The following is a 17,540-nucleotide window of genomic DNA, read 5'->3' on the forward strand; positions in this document are numbered from 1 at the left end:
TTAGCGCTCCCGCATGGCCGTGGCCTGGTAATCGCGGATCGGACTTAGCAAGTAATCGATCACGCGCCGGCGATCGGTCTTGATCTCGGCCACCACGCTCATGCCCGGCTGCAAGTCCACCTGCTGGCCGTCCACCAGCATGCTGCCGCGCGCCAAGTGCACGCGCGCCGGGAACACATAGCCCAGCCGTTCATCCTTCACCGCGTCGCGCGACACGAACGACAGCCGCGCCTGCACCGTGCCGTAACGGGTATAGGGGAAGGCGTCGACCTTGACATCGACCGGCTGGCCGGGCACCACGAAGCCGACATCCTTGTTCAGGATATTGACTTCGGCCTCCAGGCCGCTGGCATCCGGCACCACCACCATCAGCGTCTGGGCCGGCGTCACCACCCCGCCCACCGTGTGCACCGCCAATTGCTGCACCACGCCGTCGGCCGGGGCCCGCAGGCTCTGCAGGTCCTTGCGTTCGACCGCCTTGGCCAGCTGCTGTTCGATTTCGGCCACGGCATTGTCGGCCTGGGTCAGCTTGTCGCTGAACTCGCGCCGCATATCGGCCAGGTAAGTGCGCTTGCGGGCCAGCAGGTTGGCATGCTGGGCTTGCAGGACCTGCAACTGGGCCTGTTGTTGCGCCTGGCGTTCTTCGAGATCGAGCTGTTCGCGGCTCTTCTCAAGCAGGGCCACGTGCGACACCATGCCTTGCTGCTCCAGCGTGCGCAGGGCGCGCAGGCGGCTCGCCACGTTGCGATGCAGTTTGTCGAGCGCCTCCAGTTCACGCGCCGCCGCTTGCTGGCTGGCCTGGTTGACCGCGCATTCCGCCGCCAGGTCGGCCAGGCGCGCCGACAAGGCTTGCCACTCGCTGGCCAGGTGGGCGCGCGCCGCCGCCACCGGCGTGGGACCGATGCCGGCCGGCGGCGCAAACGCGGCCGGCGGGTCCTCCGCCAGCAAGGCGCGGAAACGCGCCGCCTCCAACTGGTTGGCGACCAGTTGATCGCGCAAGCGCAGAGTGTCGGCGCCCGCCCCCAGCAGCTTGAGGTCGATCAGCGGCTGGCCGGCCGTCACGCGCTGGCCGTCGCGCACCAGGATCGCCATCACTTCGGCCTGTTCCAGCGGCTGGATCAGCTTGGAGCGCGAGGAAGCCACCACCCGGCCGCTCGCGCTGGCATGGATGTCCAGCCGGCCGAACACCGACCAGAGCAGCGCCAGCAGGAGCAGCAGCGCCAGCGCCAGCGCGCTGCGGCGCGCCCAGGGCGAGGCCGGTCGCTGCAGGATTTCCAGATAGGCGGGCAGGAATTCGTACGAGGTGTCGGGCCGGCGGTCCGGCTGGCCGCGCCGGCGCCAGGCGCCAAGCAAGGATTTAAATGGCATGGGACTGCTCCGATAAGAAATTTTGTTGTAAGCGCCACAGGCGGGCATAGCGGCCGTCCTCGGCCAGCAGCGCGGCGTGGCTGCCGCTTTCGACGATGCGGCCGCGCTCCAGCACCACAATGCGGTCGCAGCCGGCCACGGTGGACAGGCGGTGCGCCACGGTCAGCACGGTACGGCCCTGGGCGATGCGCGGCATGTGCTCGCGCAGCACTTGCTGCGCCTCCTCGTCCAGCGCACTGGTGGCTTCGTCGAATATCAGCACCGACGGATCGCTCAGCAGCGCGCGCGCGATCGCCAGCCGTTGCCGCTGGCCGCCCGACAGCGAACTGCCGCCCTCGGCCAGCACGGTGTCGTAGCCCAGCGGCAGCTTCAGGATGAAATCGTGCGCGCCGGCCAGGCGCGCGGCCGCCATCACCGCTTCCAGCGGCGCCGCCGGCTCGCGCAGCGCAATGTTGTCGCGCACCGAACGGTGGAACAGGAAGTTTTCCTGCAACACGACGCCTATGCGCCGCCGCAATGCACCCGCCTCCAGCGCGGCCAACGGCTGGCCATCGATGAACAGGGCACCGCCCTGCGGCAGGTAAAGTTTCTGGATCAATTTGGTCAGCGTCGATTTGCCGGAGCCGGAAGGGCCGACAATGCCGACGTGCTCGCCGGCCCGCACCGTCAGCGACAGCCCGTCCAGCGCCGGCGGCAAGTCCGGCCGGTAGCGGAATTCCACCGCATCGAGAGTAATGTCGCCGCGCAGGCGGCCCGGCAGGCATGCGCTGCCACCCTCCTGTTCGACTGGCAGGTTGAGCATATCGCGCAGGCGGTCGACCGCGACCCGCGTCTGCACGAACTGCTGCCACAATTCGACCAGGCGGGTCAGCGGCTGGCTGGCCTGGCCGGCCAGCATATTGAAAGCGATCAACTGGCCCACGCTCAGGCGCAGCTGCAGCACTTCGTGCGCCCCAACCCACAGGATCAGCACCGCCACGACTTTTTGCACCCACTGCACCGCCTGGTTGACCAGCACTTGCCGGCTCTGCACCGCGAAGCCGCTGGCGACCTGGTCGCGCGTGGTTTCTTCCCAGCGCCGGCGCAGGCGCGGCTCCAGCGCCAGGCCCTTGATGGTTTCCACCGCGCCCAGCGACTCGGCCAGCAGGGAGGCGCTGCGCGCGCCATGGTGGAACATGGTTTCGATACGCCCTTGCAGGCCGGGCGTGGCGCGCCAGGCCAGCAGCAGGTACAGCGGCAGCGAGGCGGCCAGCAGCGCCGTCAGCAGCGGTGACAAGCTGGCCATCACCCCCAGCAGCACCAGCGTGAAGACGGCATCGACGCACAAGCCCATCGCCGCCCCGGTCAGGAACTCGCGCACGGTATCGGCCTCGCGCACGCGCGCCACGATGGCGCCGGCCTGGCGGCTGCGGAAATAGGCCAGCGGCAGGCCCAGCAAGTGGCGTACCAGCTCGCCGCCCAGGCGCGCGTCGATGCGGGCCGCCGTGTGGCCCAGCAGGTATTCGCGCAAGCCCTTGAGCAGCACTTCGGCCAATGCCGCCAGCGCCAGGCCCAGCACCATCACGTCAAGCGTGGCCAGGGCCTGGTGCACCAGCACCTTGTCCAGCACCACCTGGAAACCCAGCGCGGGCAGCAAGGCCAGCAGTTGCAGCACAAAGGAAAACAGCAATAATTCGAGCAACAGGCTCCGGTGCGCGGCAAACGCCGGCACGAACCAGCGCAAGTCGAAACGCAGTGCCGGCCCGGCCAGTTGCAGGGCCTGGCCGCTCCAGTCCTCCTTCAGGTCGGCCAGCGCCAGCTGCATCGGCTGCGCCCGGTCCGGCACTTGCACCAGCGCGCGCGCCTCGTCCATGGCGGCCAGCACAGCGAAGCCGCCGCTGCGGCGCCGGTAAGCCAATGGCAGCTGGGCTGGCCGCAGCTTGCGCCAGCCCAGGCGGCCCAGGCGCAGCCGCACCCGGTGCCGGGTGCCGTATTCGGCCAGTGCCGCGCCCAGCGGCTGGCCGGGCTGCGGGTTCGGCGCCTGCGGTTCAATGCGCGCCAGCGCCAGCAGGCTGGCGGCGCAGGCCAGCGCCGAGCCGGTGTCGTCGGCGCTGTCGGTTGGATGGGATTGCATGGTAACTCCAGTGGGGCAACGCCGAAGCGTCGTCGGTTCGCATCAAAATGCGCAGCGCCGACGGCTTGGGCCAGTGCTGCGGTGATAGCTGGATGTTACCGATAGGAAATCATTTTGGCGCACCGGGAGCGAGATCTCGGACTGGATTACCAGAACCGGACGCCGGACTTATTTGCCGCGCGGATAGGCGCTGCCGTCGGTCAGCACCAGGGTGGCGTGTTGCGATGCCTCGACGCTCAGATGATCGCTGTCCATGGCGGCAAAAATCACGGCGACGCGCGGCCGCTTGGCCGGATTGGACAGGATCGGCCAGGCCGCCGCGAGCGCCAGCAGCAGCGGCTGTTCGAGCGCATCGAGGCGCGGCCGGGTCTCCTGCGCCAGATCGGGCACGGGACCGGCAGTAATGCATGGCAGCGAAGCAGTACAGGCGCGCTGTAACATTTTGGCGGCGTCGATCTGGGCCCGGAAAAACAGCTCGCTCCAATCGCTGGGCAAGCCCAGCGCCGCGGCCTGCGCCGCGAAACGCTCGATAATGACGCGTTCGCGCGCGAGATCTTCGATGGCCCCGCCGTGGCGCCATTTGTAGCGCGCCACGTCCGGCATCAGCGCCAGGCGCTGCTCCATCAGCTTGCGCAATTGTTCGAGCAACGCATCTTCGTAGGGCGGTGCACCGGCAGATGCCGCCTGCTGCGCCTCTGCCAAGCCCACAGCGCTGGCGGAGCCCGCGCCGGTCAGCGGACCGTCCTCCCCCGCATTAGCCGCATAGGCTGCGCCTGCATACAGCATCGCCAGCCCGGAGGCCGTCAGTAAGGTAAATCGCTTCATGGCATTCCTTTCGTTTTAATCGCTTGGTGGGCGCTCCCCGGGCGCGCACGCTCAACGCCGGCGGCGCGACAGCGCGGCACGCAGCACGGTTATCGGGTCGGCCTGAGGCGACAGCCCGCCGACGCTGGCGCGCAAGGCAAGCTTGCCGTTCGCAACGCTGAACGCGTCGGCCGCCAGGAAGGATCCGGAACCGGCGCTGCGCATGATCACGATCAGGCTGTCCGCCTTGCCATCGAGCCTGTCCAGCATGATTTTTTCCACGCTGCCGTCGCGCGGCAAGACCAGACCGGCCTCGTAGAACACAGTGTCGTCGCCCGGCGCAGCGCCGGCGCTCGAATACAGGCGCACGCTGTAGCTGCCGATCGAGCGCGCTTCACAGTCGCCCTCCGCCACCACTGCCGTATACTGGCGCCCCACGGCTAGTTTCCGGACAACGCGCCCGGAATCGTCCGCGCGGCAGGCAGCGTTCGACAGGGCAAGGAGCCCGGCGAAAGCCAGCAGTTTGCAGGATCGCATAGGCCTCCTTGCTAAAAGCCACCCAGCATAGACGCCTTCCGCCCAAGACAGCGCGGATCGCTGCATTTCTCGGACCGAATCACTGCAGCACTGCCGACGGTCCGGTAAACCCGCGCGCCAGCACCGCGCCGCACTTGACGTTTTAGCATGCATGATCCACGACATCTCGATTCAGAGGATCATCCATGCCGGAACTGCTTATCTCCACTCCCGTCCAGCACGGCGACACCGCGTCCTGCCCCAGTGTCGCGAAAGCTGGCACAATAGCGGTTGGACACTGCTCCCGGGAAACCCTTATGTCAGACGACACGCCGCTGCTCGACCTCGACGAGCTGCAGGAACTCTACGATGCTGATGCTCTGCGCAACTTGCTGACGCAAGTGCGCCAGCACCTGTCGGCCGACCTTGCCATCATCCGCAGCGAGGCGGAGACTGGCCGCCACGAGGTTTGCCGCAGCGCCACCCATCGTCTGAAAAGCATGCTCATGTTCGTGACCGGCGAGCGCCTGCGCGCCGATTTTGAACACCTGGAAGAGGCCTTGCGTCAGAACGCGATCAACGTGGCGCCGGCGCTGGAGCAACTCCAGCAGCGCCTCGGCCAGTTCGACGCCGAACTGGCAACCGCCCTCGATCACCTGGCCTGACCATTCCTCCCCGCGAGCGCAGCCGCAACGCGGCGGCGTAATCTCGTCCGGTAATTGCAGCACACGCCTGTGGGCCATCTGACCCGCCGGGATAATTCTTCACGCCAATCCCGGCACCCTGATGATAACCACAGCCTGGCGCTGCTATCGATATGAACATGAAAACGCCCGAACATGCCGTCTACAACCCCGACATGCTGCTCGACACCGTCAAATTCTGGCTCGGTTTGCGCTACGACGCCGCCCTCGCCGACCGGTTGCAGGTCACTCGCACCACCATCAGCAAAATCCGCCACCGGCACTGCCCGGTATCCTCCGAGCTGCTGCTGCGCATCCATGAGATGACCGGACTGCCGCTCCGCGAGCTGCGCTTTCTCGGGGGGGATTTTCGTTGGCACACCGGAACTTCGACCTGGACCCTCCTCCCCAGCCAAGTGACATGCCAGCTGTCGGCGCCGCTGCGCGCCTGCGCGCACAGGGCACGCCAGGGCCGGCGCTTTTAAGCCAGCGCGGTAGTTTCCCGCCCCAACTAACCCCTGCGCGCGGGGCACGTGGGCGCCCCAGTGATACACCAGGGTGACCGTCTCAGCGCCCTTGGTGATACCGGGACTGATCTGGCGGCCGGTCGACTCATAGCGTACACTCAAAGGAACCTTCTCCTGTTAGTACACCAGGGCCTCTTCCTGGACTTTGCTGCCGCAGCACGTGACCTGCCAGTTGTCCAATCCGATACGTCATTGCGCGCGCCGGGCCCGCCAGTGCCGGCGCTTTTAACGTCCCGCCCAAGCGCGCTCGGCTAGCCGACTTAGTCGTCAGTCATAAGTTATGGTGAATGTGGCCATGCTGCGAATAATACCGGGCGTAACTTTGCCCGTCGCCACATAACGCACACTGAGCGGGATCTGCACTGGCCCCTGTGGATAGTGCCAAGTGTTGGCGATTCGGCCAAGTGACCACTTGTTGCCAGGCCCGCCCAGACGCACCGGCTTGCCATCGCGCGCAATGCGCAGCTGCACACCTTTGACTTCGGAGCCGGCAGCCGGCGTTAGCAGATCGCCATCCTTTCCGTTTCCATTCGCGTCCGATAGGTAGATAGACGGTTCGGCTCCAGCGTAGCAAAGCAGCCGGACCTGGAATGGCGTTTCGCCAGCTTCGCTCCCGATGGTGCTCAGGTCCGACGCTCGCACCTCGTTCAGCCTAACCTCGCTCTGGGAAACTTGCGCTGTGCAGGTCGGACGAACAAACTTCACCTTGAATTGCCACGCTCCCGCATCGTGTTCCTTCCACATCCATTTGTCCGTGAACCGCATCACTTCGCTGGACACATCCCCCACCACCGAGGTCGCCCCAAGAGCCCATCGGGTCAGCTGAATCGAAAACGTCTTATCGAAATTCTTGCCCCCCTCATCTATGATGGTGCTCGTGTCGAACAGCAAGCCTTTGCGCTCCCGAACGATATTGCCCTCGCTGTCACGCAATATCATGCCAATGCCCGGGATTCCCGTCTTCCATGCCCAGCCCCCATCCGTTGATTCAAAAGGAATCTGATAATAGACTTGTACGCCCAGCGTGGTTTTATCACAGTGAAAGCTAAGCTTCATGGGGTAACTTGTCGAGCTACCAAATGAGTCGTCGTCGGTACCGAAAGCTGGCAACATCAGCTTATTGAGAGGCTGCATCGGGGGACTGATAAGCGTGCACGTCGCGTGCGCGGAAAAGCTGGCGACCACGAGGCCAAGACCAACGGCAAACCTGCGCCACATGGCAGGAAGTTTCACTAAAAACATTATGGTTCTCCTGAACTGATGATATGTCTGGGTGGATGAACGTCAGCGCGACACGCCGATGGGAAGTCAGGTAGTGGTGGGCAGCAGGCCCATTGCAAGTGCCTGCTTTACGTGCGCTGGCGCATAATCGGGCCAGACGAGAAACGCGGCCGCGATGCAGACAGATGGCGTTGAAATGGCTTCCACGCGACACCGGAAATTTCTTCATGGCGAACCCGATGCGGCATTTGAAGCAGATTCGGTCAGCGCGCCCGGCCCTGTCGGACCTTGCTTGACACTGGATTCATCCGCCGTCCGGTGCTGCGCCACACAGACTGCACTGCTACGGGAAAATGGGCTCGCCGCTCCCGCTTGCTGCTGCAAGTGATAGTCGAAGTCGCAACGCTGTGCTGCTCCATCACCCCAATCCGCGTAAAGGTGGCCTCTATCCTCGATTCCACGCACGTACAGCTGCCCCCCCTGTCCGACAACGCCAACCTCGACACCTTGAGCGTCGCGGACAGTCGAACCGAACGGCAATGGAGCACCATCGGCGCCGGTCAATGTGAGAAGCGCGGCACGTCCGGTCACGGTACCAAAGCGCACCATCACCACCGAATTGGCACGTGGCGCCACTTGTGCGCTGGTGCTCGTAAAGTCAACATTGCTTGCCGCGCCTTTGGGATCGATTTCGACATTGTTCATGCGATATGGCGTCATGTACGGCACCACCGCATAACCTCGTCCGTCGACCTTCACACCTGGCGCATTGAAGACGCTGGCCCCTTTGGCCGACTTCGCTTCCAATACGGCGACTGTATCGCCCAGATCGTTCGCCAGCGTCACGCCGCCAGGGTGCACCACCACGCCGCCGGATACTCCGCCCGACCATTGCGAATAGCCCTGGCTGCGGCTGCCGGTGGCACGCAGCGCTGCAAATTGCGTCCGGTAAGAGACATTGGCGCCGAAATCGGCATCCTGTCCGTGCCCAGCCCGCACGCCGTAACTGAGGGCATTGTCTTCACCATAGCTTCCGCTCAGCTCGGCAAGTTGGCTGGTGCCGCCGCGATCGTGGGTGGCGCTCAGCGACATCATCGGCGCCTGTGTGCCACGGCCGAACGGCACCGACAGGCGCAGGGCAATGCGATTATCCATCTGCCCGCTCAGCATGTCGCGCTGGCGGCCGGCTGAAATGTCGTAACTGACATTGGTGCCCAACGCGGTCAGAGAGTTGTTGTAGCGCAAAGTGAAATCGGTCCCCGCCCCTGGCCGGTTCCAATAGCGGCCAGCGACACCGGACAGCGACAGCACGCCGCCGCCTTCCCCGAACTCTTGACTCAGCATCAACTGCAATTGTTCACGTGGGCGATCGATGCTCAGCGATTCCCAGCCGCGAGCCTGGTAATCGCGCACCAGCGCCGTATCGCTCAAGTTCCAATAGCCGCGCGAGGAATAGCGCAGGGCCGCCAGGCTGAAGTTGGTACCGGTCGAGGCCATGCGCTTGCTGTAACGCAGACGCAGACTCTGCCCCGTGGCCGGTGCGGTACGCGCGAACTCCGCGCGCGCCTGGGTCAGGTCGGCGGACAAAGCGCCCAGCGAAGTATTGAAGGCGGCGCCCCCCGTCACAGCCCAATAGTGCTGGGTGGCGGTCACACCGCCATAGGCGGTTACCATATTGTTCAGGCCACGCTGCAAGGTACCCTGCAACAAGGCATCGCCATTGTTCAAGCGGCCATCCCGCAAGCGCCCAGCCGATACGCTGTAACGCATGGTGCCTGGCCGCAGCAGTTGCGCGACCGAGGCAAACGGCACCACCGAGCTATGCTGGCTGCCGTCTGCCTCCGTCACCGTCACCAGCAGATTGCCGCCATAACCGGTGGCGTACAGGTCACTGATCTTGAATGGGCCGGGGGCCACGGTGGTTTCCAGCAGCGTCATGCCGTTCTGGGTCACCGTGACGCGCGCATTCGTACGCGCCACCCCCTGGATCAGCGGTGCATAGCCGCGCAGCGAATCGGGCAGCATATTGTCGTCGGTCGCCACGGTCAGGCCTCGGATGCCAATGCTATCGAACACGGCGCCATCGGTGAAGGCGTCGCCCACGCGCAGCTGGCTCTGCAGCGACGGCAGATCACGCTGAACGTAAGTGGAGATATTGTCGAAACTGCGCCGCCCCTTGTTGTCGCGCATCATCGATGAGTTATGGCGCAGGTGCCAGTCGCCGATATTCAAGCCGGCGCGCAAGCCCAGGTAGTCGCTGGTGTCGCGGCCGCTGTGGAAGGTGTTGAAATCATATGCCAGCGTAGCCGACGTTACGCCGGCATCCCACAGCTCGGGGCTGACGTAACCGCGTGGCTGTTTCAGCAACGCCGCCTGCGGCAGGTTCAACTCCAGGCGCAGTTCGCCCGTGTCGAAGTGCTCGGTGGCAGCCGGGACGAGTCGGCCCAGCGCAGCGCACTGGCCCGCCTGCGCTTGCGCCAGCTCGGCGCGGCTCCTGCTGGACAGAATAGCGTAATCGAGACCAAGGCGGCCGATCAGCGCCTTGTCAAGACAAGCACTAGCATTCGCGACACCGGGGCTGGCAACAAAGCGTACTGAAGTGCGTCCGCGCCATTCGCCGTTGACGATAAGGTCAACCAGGTAATCTCCCGGCGTCACCGGGTTGCCGCGCGCAAAGCGCGACAGGTCGACGGCACCGCCGCCACCGCCCATCAGAAATTGCTCATTGAATTGCATCGACTCCGAACTGCTTTCGGCACTGGCTGGCAGGCACAGATGGACAGAAAAAACGCCCAGCATTGCCGCACAGATGCGGCGCAACACAAGACGGTCGCGTCCGCACCCGGAGGGTGGTTGGTGATAACTCATAGTGATGATTCGTTCAGTTAAGGGGGCGCGGAGCTGCCGCGCTACTGCAAGCGGGAAATGCTGTTCAGGGCGCGGCAACGTCGCCGTTAGAGCCGCCGCCGTAGTCGTTGAGGAAGGTGTACTTGACCTTGAGCGCACCGGCTGGCGCAGCGCTCAGGTGCCCGACCGGAAATTCCTGGGTCGCACCGGGCGCCACCATACCGCCCGCCTCGCTTTCATAGCTGGCATTGCCGGCGCTCGCAGTCAGCTTGCTGAACGTAACGTGGTAAGGAGTGGGATTGGTTGCGGTCAGGACGTAGTTCCCTGACTCGGCCTTTCTCCAGGCCCAGTGCACTTTGGCCGCGGCGTCACGCGGGTCTCCCGGCAGGCCCGCGGGACGGAAAAATACTTTGATACGGCTGCGAATAGCCAGCTGCAGCATATTCTGCGGACGTTCCCCTTTTTCGGCGCGCGGCGGCACTTCCAGAACGTTGAGCCAGAATAGGGATTCCTTATCCTTCGGCAGCGCGTCATGCGTGTACATCAGGCGCAGGTGCTGTCCCTTACGCGGATCTATGCGGGACAAGGGTGGCGTCAGAGCAAAAGGCACTTTGGCCGAGCCCGGCGTAGCGGAGGCATCGCCGTCGTCCAGCCACACTTGGGCCAGCACCGGAGTCTTGCCTTCATTACTCAGCTTAACCGTGACTTCGCGCTCGTCGGCCGGATAGATAACACGGGTGCCGGAAATGATAATGTTGGCGTTGGCCGTGCCGGCACTGATCACCATACCCACCGCCAGCAGCATCGAAAAGAAAGAAGGTCGTACTAACATATCGCGATTCCGATCTTGGTCAAATTGAAATACGTGCTGAAAAAGGCGCCGATGCCCAGCCAAGCCATCGACGCCCTGCTTACTTAATGCATCACAGGTACTGGATGGTGTAAGTCGCAGTGGAAGTCACGGCACCGGGGGTCGCCGCGCCCAGCGCAGCGTACTCGGCGAAGTACTTCAGTTCGGCCTTCTTGCCGGACACGGTAGCAGCGCTCGAACCTTGGTCCGCCGGGGTAACGGCAGCCAGATTCATGTCCTTACCGTCACTGTTCAGCAGCGCAATGCCGACGTTGGTAGCGGCGTCCTTACCCGTCAGGTTGTTTTTCAGCTTGCCGGAATTGGCATCCAGCGCACCAGGCACGAAGAGCGCGCTTACCTTGCCCGCTTGGTCGTCACACTCGGTCAGGCTCAGCGTGAATGGAACACGGCCGGCGCGCTGGCCTGCCGTAGCCAGCGACCCAGCGACAGCAGATGGCAGCGCTACAGTGAGATCGCCCTTACCAGTGTTGACCTTGCAAGATTGAGCCAGCACCTTGCCGGTGAAGGTGATGGTGCCATCCGCTGCGTGCGATACAGCCGGCACGATGGAAGCAGCGGCCAGCAGTGCGCCAACGATCAGGTTTGCTTTGGAGTGTTTCATGTAATGCCTTTCAAATGAAAGTAGATTTAAAAACCGGACCGGTTAGTCCGGCTGCGTGATGCGAGGTGCATCCTAGCGGCGCGTAGTCCGAGAGCGAAACTGCGACGCCACTTTCTAAGACGGGTTCACACCGGCGCGATGGCGACTAGGACCAGCTCACCTTCGCTCCGGAGCCCCCGTCTCAATTCGATTGCTTGCGTACCAGCTGCTGCAGCACAAGCGGCTTGCTGTCGGGTGTCGTCCACACCAGGTCCGGCCAGCGCAGCGCTTGCCCGTACAAATAACTGAACAAGGCCTGGCGCCGTTTGCGCGGCGCCGATTGTCCCAGCACGGCGGCGGCCAGCTTGTCCAGCATGCCGGCCGGCACCGAAGAATTGGCGATGTCGATCATGGCCCGCGCATGTTTGAACGGCAGCACGGCATCGCCTGCCACGGCCCCCGGGTAGCGCTGTAGCGCCCTCCCGTGTTCGACCATGGTGCGCACCGCCCCTGCCAGGCGGCTGACAATGATGAACACGGCGATCTGCTCCAACCGTCCCACTTGCCCAGCCCAGGCACTTTGCATGGCGTTCAACGTCTTGGTCGCATCGGTGGTTCCGCCCACTTCGGCCAGCACATCGAGCACGGTGCGCACCGTCGGCTTGCTGGCCAGCAGCTCGCAGTAGTGGCGCTCCACGCCAGGCAATGGCGACGTTGGCGCGGGGGGCGGCGCGGCGCGCATCGCCGGCAAGGCGCGGAAAATACTGTTCAGCGGCGCCGGATACTGCATGGCCAGCGCATGGGCCTCGGCATTAAGCCGGTTGGCCGATTCGTCGGCCATGGCCCGGGTGGCAAGGCGCAGCACCGCCCAGCGGTGCTGCGGCTGCAGGCCATCGGTCAGGTAATCCATCGCCTCGCGCCGCCCTTCGCTGAAGGCCTTGGCGAACAGGCGCGCACGGCCGCGCAGCTGATCGAACAGGTCGCGTCCCTCCAACAGACGCAGCACGGCGCACACTTCCTCCACTGACGCCTCTTCTTCGTCATGCAGGGCGTGCATGTCCACATCGAAACGCTGCTCCAGCGCGAGCTGGGTCGCTTCCACCACTTCGCTGACCTGGAAGGTCAGTTCTTCCATGGCGTTGACCAGGCCTTGCTGCGAATACCCTCCCTGGCTCGGGCCATCCGCCTTTGCTTGCTCGCGCGGGACGTAGGTGGGGAACGCACCACGTGAAATCGCTTCTGCCATCGCTTAGCCTTTGTCTGAATGGGAGGCGCTTGGTACAGGCAAGGTAGCGTCCGCTGCCGCGTCGTGTCCCACGACGCGCGCCGTTAGAATGAACAGGCGCTCCAGCTCATCCTTCTTATCGCTGTCGGCCGAGAACAAGCGCCCCAGCAGTGGAATCTTGCTCAACACGGGAACGCGCTCCTGTCCGTTTTGCGTTTGTTCGCGGCGGTAGCCCCCGACCACCAGGGCCTGGCCCGGGTGCACCAGGGCTTGGGTGCTGATACTATTGCGCTCGGTCGTCGCACTGCTGCTACCGTCGCCTGCCGTGATCAGCCTGCCGTCCTCGATGTCCACCAGCAGATGGATGGTGGGGTCGGCTGCATCGGCAATCACGCGCGGGGTCACCTTCAGCAAGGTGCCGGCGGTCAAGCTCTTCAAGTCGGCAGTGCGCTCGCCCAGCAGCTTGACGTAAGCCGACTGGCTCATGTCCAGCACAGCATCGACATTGTCGAGCGTGAGCAGCGAGGGACGCGACACCACGCGCAGCGCGCCTTCCGATTCCAGTGCACGCATTTCCAGATTCAGCTTGCCGAGCGACCACAACACAAGATTGGCGCCACCTTGCTCAGCATCGCCGCCAGCGTGAGAAAACCGGGCCCCCATCTTTCCGCCCTGCAGCGACAGGCCGGCCGACCAATCGCGCAGCGTGCCGCGCTTGGCGTCGACGATGGTCACCAGGATTTCCACCTGCTCGACCGGCACATCCAGTGCCGTGATCAAGTCCTGGTACATGGCGCGCCGTTCGGGCAGGTCGCGTACCAGCACGGCATTCAAGGGCGCATAAGCTTCGACGGTCGCAGGTACCGGCGCGGCCGGAGGCGCGCCTGGCGGCACCGGTTCGTTGCGTTGCGCCGCACGTGCCAGGGCGATCGGTCCCGGCCCGCCAAAGGGCTCGGGACGTCGCCCCGCCACCATCTGGCTGAGCAGCGTTGCCACACCCGGCTGAATCAAGAGCTGCTCGCGTACAGTGGTTTGATGATCGGCCGCAAGTGCGTATTTCAGGCGGAACAGCATGGGCTGCGGCGTCTCCTTGTTCTCGTCCTTATGCTCCAGAACGCTCTTTAGCAGGCGGACATAGTCTGGCGGACCGGCGACAATTACCGTGCTGTTGCTATCGTCACCACCTCCCCATCCGAACTTGGACTCAAACAGACCGAGGCCCTCCAAGGCCTGGCGCGCGCCCGCGCTATCAAGGCCGGCCAAACTGACACGCTCGGTCACCTGTGCATCCGCAGCCGACACATACAGCACCCCGTGATAGACGAACCACTGGAAGCGCTGCGCCGCCGCCAGGCGGTCCAGGTAGACGCTGGCCTGAGCCGCATGTGGATCGAACGGCACCGGCGCGCGGGTCAGGGCGCCATCCTGCAGACTCAGACGCAAGCCCATGGTGCGGGCAAACGCTTGCAGGCGCTCGCCCAGGGTCGATGCTTCGCCGCGATAGCTGTACAGCGTATCGTTCCAGGAAGCGGGCATGGCAGCGGAACAAGGCGTGACGGACACGCCCAGCGCCAGCAGCAGTGCCGCGCCTGCAGCCAATTGGCCCAACGGTCTCAGCATGCTCGCCCTCCTGCTGGGGCCGATGTGAGCAAAAGCAGCCAGGCGTCGATCTGGTTCAGCATCGCCTCGATTTCGTGCAGCAGGGAAGCCCTGTCCCGTGCCGGCAGGCGACGCACGAAGCGCAATGCGGCAGCCGCATGGCTATAGCTGAGGCTGGCAGCATGATGCGCGCTGGCCGGCAGCGCCATGGCACATAAACGCGCAAACAGCACATCGTCCAGTGGCTGCGCCAGCGCCAGTTCACCTGTTAGCCATGCGGAGTCCTCGTGCAGCGAAAGCTGCAGCGTGCGTCCCGGCAGCGCGATTTCAGCCGATCCGGTTTGCTCCAGACTGGCCAGGCTGGCGACAGCCGCGGCGTGCAGCGCCTCCATCTCCATGCCAGCCGTCACTGGCGTCGGCAGGCCATCCGTCATCGGATCTCCGTCATGATTTTCGAGAGCAAGCTATGGCGCCGTTGGGTGGCGACTTTGGCAGCCCACACTGCCATTTGCACTTCCTGAAAGGCCGCGACGTAAGCTTTCTGTTGCGCCGGATCGCTAGGACTGAGGTCGTTCATGGCTTTGTCAAAATTCTGCAGGGTGTTGCCGAAGCCGCTGACAAAACGGCTCAAGGGATTGTTGTAACTCATTGCGCTTCCTCCGAAATATCGCCCGCATGCCGGCCCAGTGCTGCCACGAGACTGCTCACGCTGGCGGAAAAATTGGCTGACAGTTCACTCCCGCCAGCGGTCAGTACACATGTCCCAGACGCCACCGAGGCATCGGCCACGGACTGCCAGGCGTCACCGCTGCGCAGTTCCGCCGCCAAGCTGTCATAGTCTTGCGCATGCACTCGCAGCACCGCCTGGCTTGTGCCAGCTGCCGCACGCCATTCGCGCAACACAAGGCGCACACTGGACACCGCCGGCCAGCCTGGCGGCACTTCAAGCAACAGGCGCCGCAATGCCGTCCGCGCCAGTCGTGCCAGCATACGTCCCGCCTCCGTTTGCAACGCCGCACGCTGGCCCCGCAACTCTTCCAGCAAAGCATGCGCTTCGCGCCACACCATCTGGCTGGCTTCCTGCTTCAGCGCCAGGGCATCGTCGGCTGCCGCGGCGCGCACGGCATCCGCATCGTCGTAGGCCGCCGCGCGGATTGCCTCGGCTTCGACCTGCGCCGCGAGGCGCATTGCCTCGACCTCTTCCTGCCCTGCCGCACGCATGGATTGCAGCAGCTCCATGCCTTCCTGCCAGGTGGCGAGCTGCTCGCGCGGCAGGACCACGTCGTCCGGCGTGCGCGGCATACCGGGAGCAAGCCGCAAACGACGCACAACCGGCATCAGTAAAGCTGGATTCAACTCATCATTCATGCCTGCTTAGTGCGCTGGCCCGCGGTGCCGGTTCAGTATTTTTTTTGGCGAACCGTTCGCTGGCGGCGTGCCACTACAGCCCAAGCCCTAGGGGCGCTATGCCGAAAGGTCGCCAATGCCAGCCAACACCACACCATCCAGCCACCCTGCCCGCCGCGTCTCGTTGCGCAGCATGCCCGCCGCGCAAGCGCAGCTGGCACGCAGGCTGGCAAGCGGGTTGATCTGGAAGGCAACGCAAGGACCATGGCAATCTTTCGAGTTGCGTCGTTCCGCGTTGCCCGCGGCAGGCGCAGTTGAGGCAGGCTTTGCGCTCCGCAATGCACACGGTGAATTGCAGATAGGGGAATTCACCCTGCTGCAGATTGCGGGCGGAATTGCGCTCGATCCCGCTTGGCCGGCTGCGGTAATGCATGACATGCTGCAGCTTGCCTGGGGCATGGTCGATGACGACCTGCGTCAAGCGCTCGGCGGCGACGCTACGTGCAGTACACAGCCCGTTGCCGCAGCATCCGACGACGTCCACTTGCTGCTTACCCTTTGCGGTAGCAATGGTTTTCGCCATAGCGCTGCGCTGCGCTGCCCGGCAGCCAGTGCACTGCCATGGCTGCACTGCGACGGCTGGCAAGCCGGCGCACCGCCGGCTTGCCCCGCCGTCGATGCCCTGCCGTGCCACGGGCGGCTGTGGCTGGGCACCTCACACCTTACGGCACGCACGCTACGTACCCTGCGGCCCGGCGATGCCGTGCGCATTGCGATGCAGTACTACGGTTCAGACAACCGCGTGCGCATCAAGCTCGGCCGGCACGCACTGATCGCTTACACGGCAAGCGACGGCACCCTCTACTTTGACTCTTGGAGAAGCGCAAGCATGGAACACGACAGCACGGAATGGGAAAGCGAAATCGATGGCGCCGACGCGCCGGTTGCTCTGGACGACTTACCGATCCGGGTCGACTTCGTCGCTGGACATGCGAACTTCACTGTCAACGAGCTGCGCAGCCTGGCGTCCGGCGCCGTCATCGAGTTGTCAATGCCGGCGCGCCCGGCAGTCGACATCGTCGCTAACGGCCGCCGCATCGGCTCCGGCGAACTGATCGAGGTTGACGGCACGCTCGCGGTCGAAATCATCAAGCTGGAAGGCGGCGCGTGAGCATTAGCAACGTCGACCCGATCGGCATCGCCCTCTTCCTGGCGGCGCTGTCGCTGCTTCCGCTATTGTTAATTTGCACCACCTGCTTTCTCAAGGTTTCAATGGTGCTGGTCATTGTGCGTAACGCCATCGGCGTGCAACAGGTGCCGCCCAGCATCGCCATCTATGGTGTGGCGCTGGCGATCAGCCTGATGGTGATGGCGCCGGTGTTTCATGACGCGGCGGCACGCTTGCCCGGGCAAGGCGGCACTGTGACTGAACGGACCGCGGGCCTGTCGCTTGGCGAGATGGCGCGCGCGGGCGAGCCGCTGCGCAGCTTCATGATCCAGCACACCGCCCCTGAAACGCGCAGCCATTTCCTGGCGTTGGCGCAGCGCCAGTGGCGCGGCACCACCCTGGCCAACGAGGCCAGCGACCGCGATTACGCCGTTGTGATTCCGGCATTCGTCGTCTCGGAGCTGACAGTGGCTTTCCAGGTTGGTTTTGTGCTGTATGTGCCTTTTGTGGTGATCGACCTGCTGCTGTCGAATGTCCTGCTGGCGCTTGGCATGCAGATGGTGTCGCCGATGGTGGTGTCTTTGCCGCTGAAGATGCTGCTGTTCGTCATGGTCGACGGCTGGAGCAAGCTGGCGGAAGGATTGATGCTGTCTTACACATAGGAGAAAGGA

General features: G+C 64.3%; 17 protein-coding genes. 4 read left to right on the top strand and 13 right to left on the bottom strand.

Annotated features, from left to right (window positions below; genetic code table 11):
• From ACN9MU_RS20975 to ACN9MU_RS20990, 4 genes are all read right to left on the bottom strand, one after another.
• A complete protein-coding gene (locus tag ACN9MU_RS20975) occupies positions 1 to 1,368 on the bottom strand; it encodes an HlyD family type I secretion periplasmic adaptor subunit (RefSeq protein ID WP_426343409.1) in 1,368 nt (455 codons plus the stop codon).
• On the bottom strand, positions 1,358 to 3,481 hold the full coding sequence (locus ACN9MU_RS20980; protein ID WP_426336059.1) for a peptidase domain-containing ABC transporter: 2,124 nt from the start codon (positions 3,479 to 3,481) through the stop codon (positions 1,358 to 1,360). Before ACN9MU_RS20980 ends, ACN9MU_RS20975 begins: the two co-directional genes overlap by 11 nt.
• A 168-nt stretch (positions 3,482 to 3,649) precedes the next feature.
• Positions 3,650 to 4,306: a gamma subclass chorismate mutase AroQ gene (aroQ, locus tag ACN9MU_RS20985; protein WP_426162367.1), complete on the bottom strand. Its 657-nt coding sequence runs from the start codon at positions 4,304 to 4,306 to the stop codon at positions 3,650 to 3,652.
• Positions 4,307 to 4,357: 51 nt separating this feature from the next.
• Complete coding sequence (locus ACN9MU_RS20990; protein ID WP_426343410.1) at positions 4,358 to 4,822, bottom strand: PliI family lysozyme inhibitor of I-type lysozyme; 465 nt, start codon at positions 4,820 to 4,822, stop codon at positions 4,358 to 4,360.
• A 296-nt stretch (positions 4,823 to 5,118) separates the two neighbouring features.
• On the opposite strand from ACN9MU_RS20990, the gene ACN9MU_RS20995 reads away from it, so the two are divergent.
• Positions 5,119 to 5,466: a hypothetical protein gene (locus tag ACN9MU_RS20995; RefSeq protein WP_426343411.1), complete on the top strand. Its 348-nt coding sequence runs from the start codon at positions 5,119 to 5,121 to the stop codon at positions 5,464 to 5,466.
• A gap of 158 nt (positions 5,467 to 5,624) precedes the next feature.
• Complete coding sequence (locus ACN9MU_RS21000; protein ID WP_426162370.1) at positions 5,625 to 5,969, top strand: helix-turn-helix domain-containing protein; 345 nt, start codon at positions 5,625 to 5,627, stop codon at positions 5,967 to 5,969.
• A gap of 309 nt (positions 5,970 to 6,278) precedes the next feature.
• Here ACN9MU_RS21000 and ACN9MU_RS21005 read toward each other — a convergent pair whose 3' ends face one another.
• The 9 genes from ACN9MU_RS21005 to ACN9MU_RS21045 form a co-directional block, all read right to left on the bottom strand.
• Positions 6,279 to 7,253 (bottom strand): fimbrial protein, encoded by a 975-nt coding sequence (locus ACN9MU_RS21005; RefSeq protein WP_426336061.1) that lies wholly within the window; start codon positions 7,251 to 7,253, stop codon positions 6,279 to 6,281.
• A gap of 204 nt (positions 7,254 to 7,457) precedes the next feature.
• The gene (locus ACN9MU_RS21010) at positions 7,458 to 9,968 is read right to left on the bottom strand and encodes a fimbria/pilus outer membrane usher protein (RefSeq protein WP_426162373.1); all 2,511 of its coding nucleotides are present in this window, start codon (positions 9,966 to 9,968) and stop codon (positions 7,458 to 7,460) included.
• 196 nt (positions 9,969 to 10,164) lie between these two features.
• A complete protein-coding gene (locus ACN9MU_RS21015; RefSeq protein WP_426318477.1) occupies positions 10,165 to 10,911 on the bottom strand; it encodes a fimbria/pilus periplasmic chaperone in 747 nt (248 codons plus the stop codon).
• Between the two features lie 91 nt (positions 10,912 to 11,002).
• Complete coding sequence (locus ACN9MU_RS21020; protein WP_426318478.1) at positions 11,003 to 11,551, bottom strand: fimbrial protein; 549 nt, start codon at positions 11,549 to 11,551, stop codon at positions 11,003 to 11,005.
• Between the two features lie 181 nt (positions 11,552 to 11,732).
• Positions 11,733 to 12,776, bottom strand: coding sequence for a hypothetical protein (locus ACN9MU_RS21025; protein ID WP_426162377.1), 1,044 nt, complete (start codon positions 12,774 to 12,776; stop codon positions 11,733 to 11,735).
• A gap of 3 nt (positions 12,777 to 12,779) precedes the next feature.
• The gene (gene sctC, locus ACN9MU_RS21030) at positions 12,780 to 14,375 is read right to left on the bottom strand and encodes a type III secretion system outer membrane ring subunit SctC (RefSeq protein WP_426343412.1); all 1,596 of its coding nucleotides are present in this window, start codon (positions 14,373 to 14,375) and stop codon (positions 12,780 to 12,782) included.
• Positions 14,369 to 14,788 (bottom strand): hypothetical protein, encoded by a 420-nt coding sequence (locus ACN9MU_RS21035; RefSeq protein ID WP_426343413.1) that lies wholly within the window; start codon positions 14,786 to 14,788, stop codon positions 14,369 to 14,371. Before ACN9MU_RS21035 ends, sctC begins: the two co-directional genes overlap by 7 nt.
• Entirely contained in the window at positions 14,785 to 15,003 is a 219-nt protein-coding gene (locus ACN9MU_RS21040) for a hypothetical protein (RefSeq protein ID WP_426162380.1), read from the bottom strand. The genes ACN9MU_RS21035 and ACN9MU_RS21040 overlap by 4 nt, the downstream gene beginning before the upstream one ends.
• On the bottom strand, positions 15,000 to 15,722 hold the full coding sequence (locus ACN9MU_RS21045; protein ID WP_426343414.1) for an HrpE/YscL family type III secretion apparatus protein: 723 nt from the start codon (positions 15,720 to 15,722) through the stop codon (positions 15,000 to 15,002). Before ACN9MU_RS21045 ends, ACN9MU_RS21040 begins: the two co-directional genes overlap by 4 nt.
• A 115-nt stretch (positions 15,723 to 15,837) precedes the next feature.
• On the opposite strand from ACN9MU_RS21045, the gene sctQ reads away from it, so the two are divergent.
• Together sctQ and sctR are read left to right on the top strand one after the other, a co-directional pair.
• Positions 15,838 to 16,872 carry a type III secretion system cytoplasmic ring protein SctQ gene (sctQ, locus tag ACN9MU_RS21050; protein WP_426343415.1) on the top strand — a complete coding sequence of 345 codons (1,035 nt, stop codon included), beginning with the start codon at positions 15,838 to 15,840 and terminating at the stop codon, positions 16,870 to 16,872.
• Positions 16,869 to 17,531 (top strand): type III secretion system export apparatus subunit SctR, encoded by a 663-nt coding sequence (gene sctR / locus ACN9MU_RS21055; protein WP_426162384.1) that lies wholly within the window; start codon positions 16,869 to 16,871, stop codon positions 17,529 to 17,531. The genes sctQ and sctR overlap by 4 nt, the downstream gene beginning before the upstream one ends.
• Positions 17,532 to 17,540 lie beyond the last annotated feature (9 nt).

This window comes from Pseudoduganella sp. R-32, from assembly GCF_049913245.1.
In the GTDB taxonomy this organism is placed as follows: Bacteria; Pseudomonadota; Gammaproteobacteria; order Burkholderiales; family Burkholderiaceae_D; genus Rugamonas.

Excerpts from the sequence above, each read along its gene's own strand:
- sctQ (WP_426343415.1), top strand. The coding sequence starts at position 15,838 with ATGCCAGCCAACACCACACCATCCAGCCACCCTGCCCGCCGCGTCTCG.
- ACN9MU_RS21035 (WP_426343413.1), bottom strand. The coding sequence starts at position 14,788 with ATGACGGATGGCCTGCCGACGCCAGTGACGGCTGGCATGGAGATGGAG.
- ACN9MU_RS21020 (WP_426318478.1), bottom strand. The coding sequence starts at position 11,551 with ATGAAACACTCCAAAGCAAACCTGATCGTTGGCGCACTGCTGGCCGCT.
- ACN9MU_RS21000 (WP_426162370.1), top strand. The coding sequence starts at position 5,625 with ATGAAAACGCCCGAACATGCCGTCTACAACCCCGACATGCTGCTCGAC.
- sctC (WP_426343412.1), bottom strand. The coding sequence starts at position 14,375 with ATGCTGAGACCGTTGGGCCAATTGGCTGCAGGCGCGGCACTGCTGCTG.
- ACN9MU_RS21040 (WP_426162380.1), bottom strand. The coding sequence starts at position 15,003 with ATGAGTTACAACAATCCCTTGAGCCGTTTTGTCAGCGGCTTCGGCAAC.
- ACN9MU_RS21015 (WP_426318477.1), bottom strand. The coding sequence starts at position 10,911 with ATGTTAGTACGACCTTCTTTCTTTTCGATGCTGCTGGCGGTGGGTATG.
- ACN9MU_RS20980 (WP_426336059.1), bottom strand. The coding sequence starts at position 3,481 with ATGCAATCCCATCCAACCGACAGCGCCGACGACACCGGCTCGGCGCTG.
- ACN9MU_RS20990 (WP_426343410.1), bottom strand. The coding sequence starts at position 4,822 with ATGCGATCCTGCAAACTGCTGGCTTTCGCCGGGCTCCTTGCCCTGTCG.
- ACN9MU_RS21010 (WP_426162373.1), bottom strand. The coding sequence starts at position 9,968 with ATGCAATTCAATGAGCAATTTCTGATGGGCGGTGGCGGCGGTGCCGTC.
- aroQ (WP_426162367.1), bottom strand. The coding sequence starts at position 4,306 with ATGAAGCGATTTACCTTACTGACGGCCTCCGGGCTGGCGATGCTGTAT.
- ACN9MU_RS21045 (WP_426343414.1), bottom strand. The coding sequence starts at position 15,722 with ATGAATGATGAGTTGAATCCAGCTTTACTGATGCCGGTTGTGCGTCGT.
- ACN9MU_RS20995 (WP_426343411.1), top strand. The coding sequence starts at position 5,119 with ATGTCAGACGACACGCCGCTGCTCGACCTCGACGAGCTGCAGGAACTC.
- ACN9MU_RS20975 (WP_426343409.1), bottom strand. The coding sequence starts at position 1,368 with ATGCCATTTAAATCCTTGCTTGGCGCCTGGCGCCGGCGCGGCCAGCCG.
- ACN9MU_RS21025 (WP_426162377.1), bottom strand. The coding sequence starts at position 12,776 with ATGGCAGAAGCGATTTCACGTGGTGCGTTCCCCACCTACGTCCCGCGC.
- ACN9MU_RS21005 (WP_426336061.1), bottom strand. The coding sequence starts at position 7,253 with ATGTTTTTAGTGAAACTTCCTGCCATGTGGCGCAGGTTTGCCGTTGGT.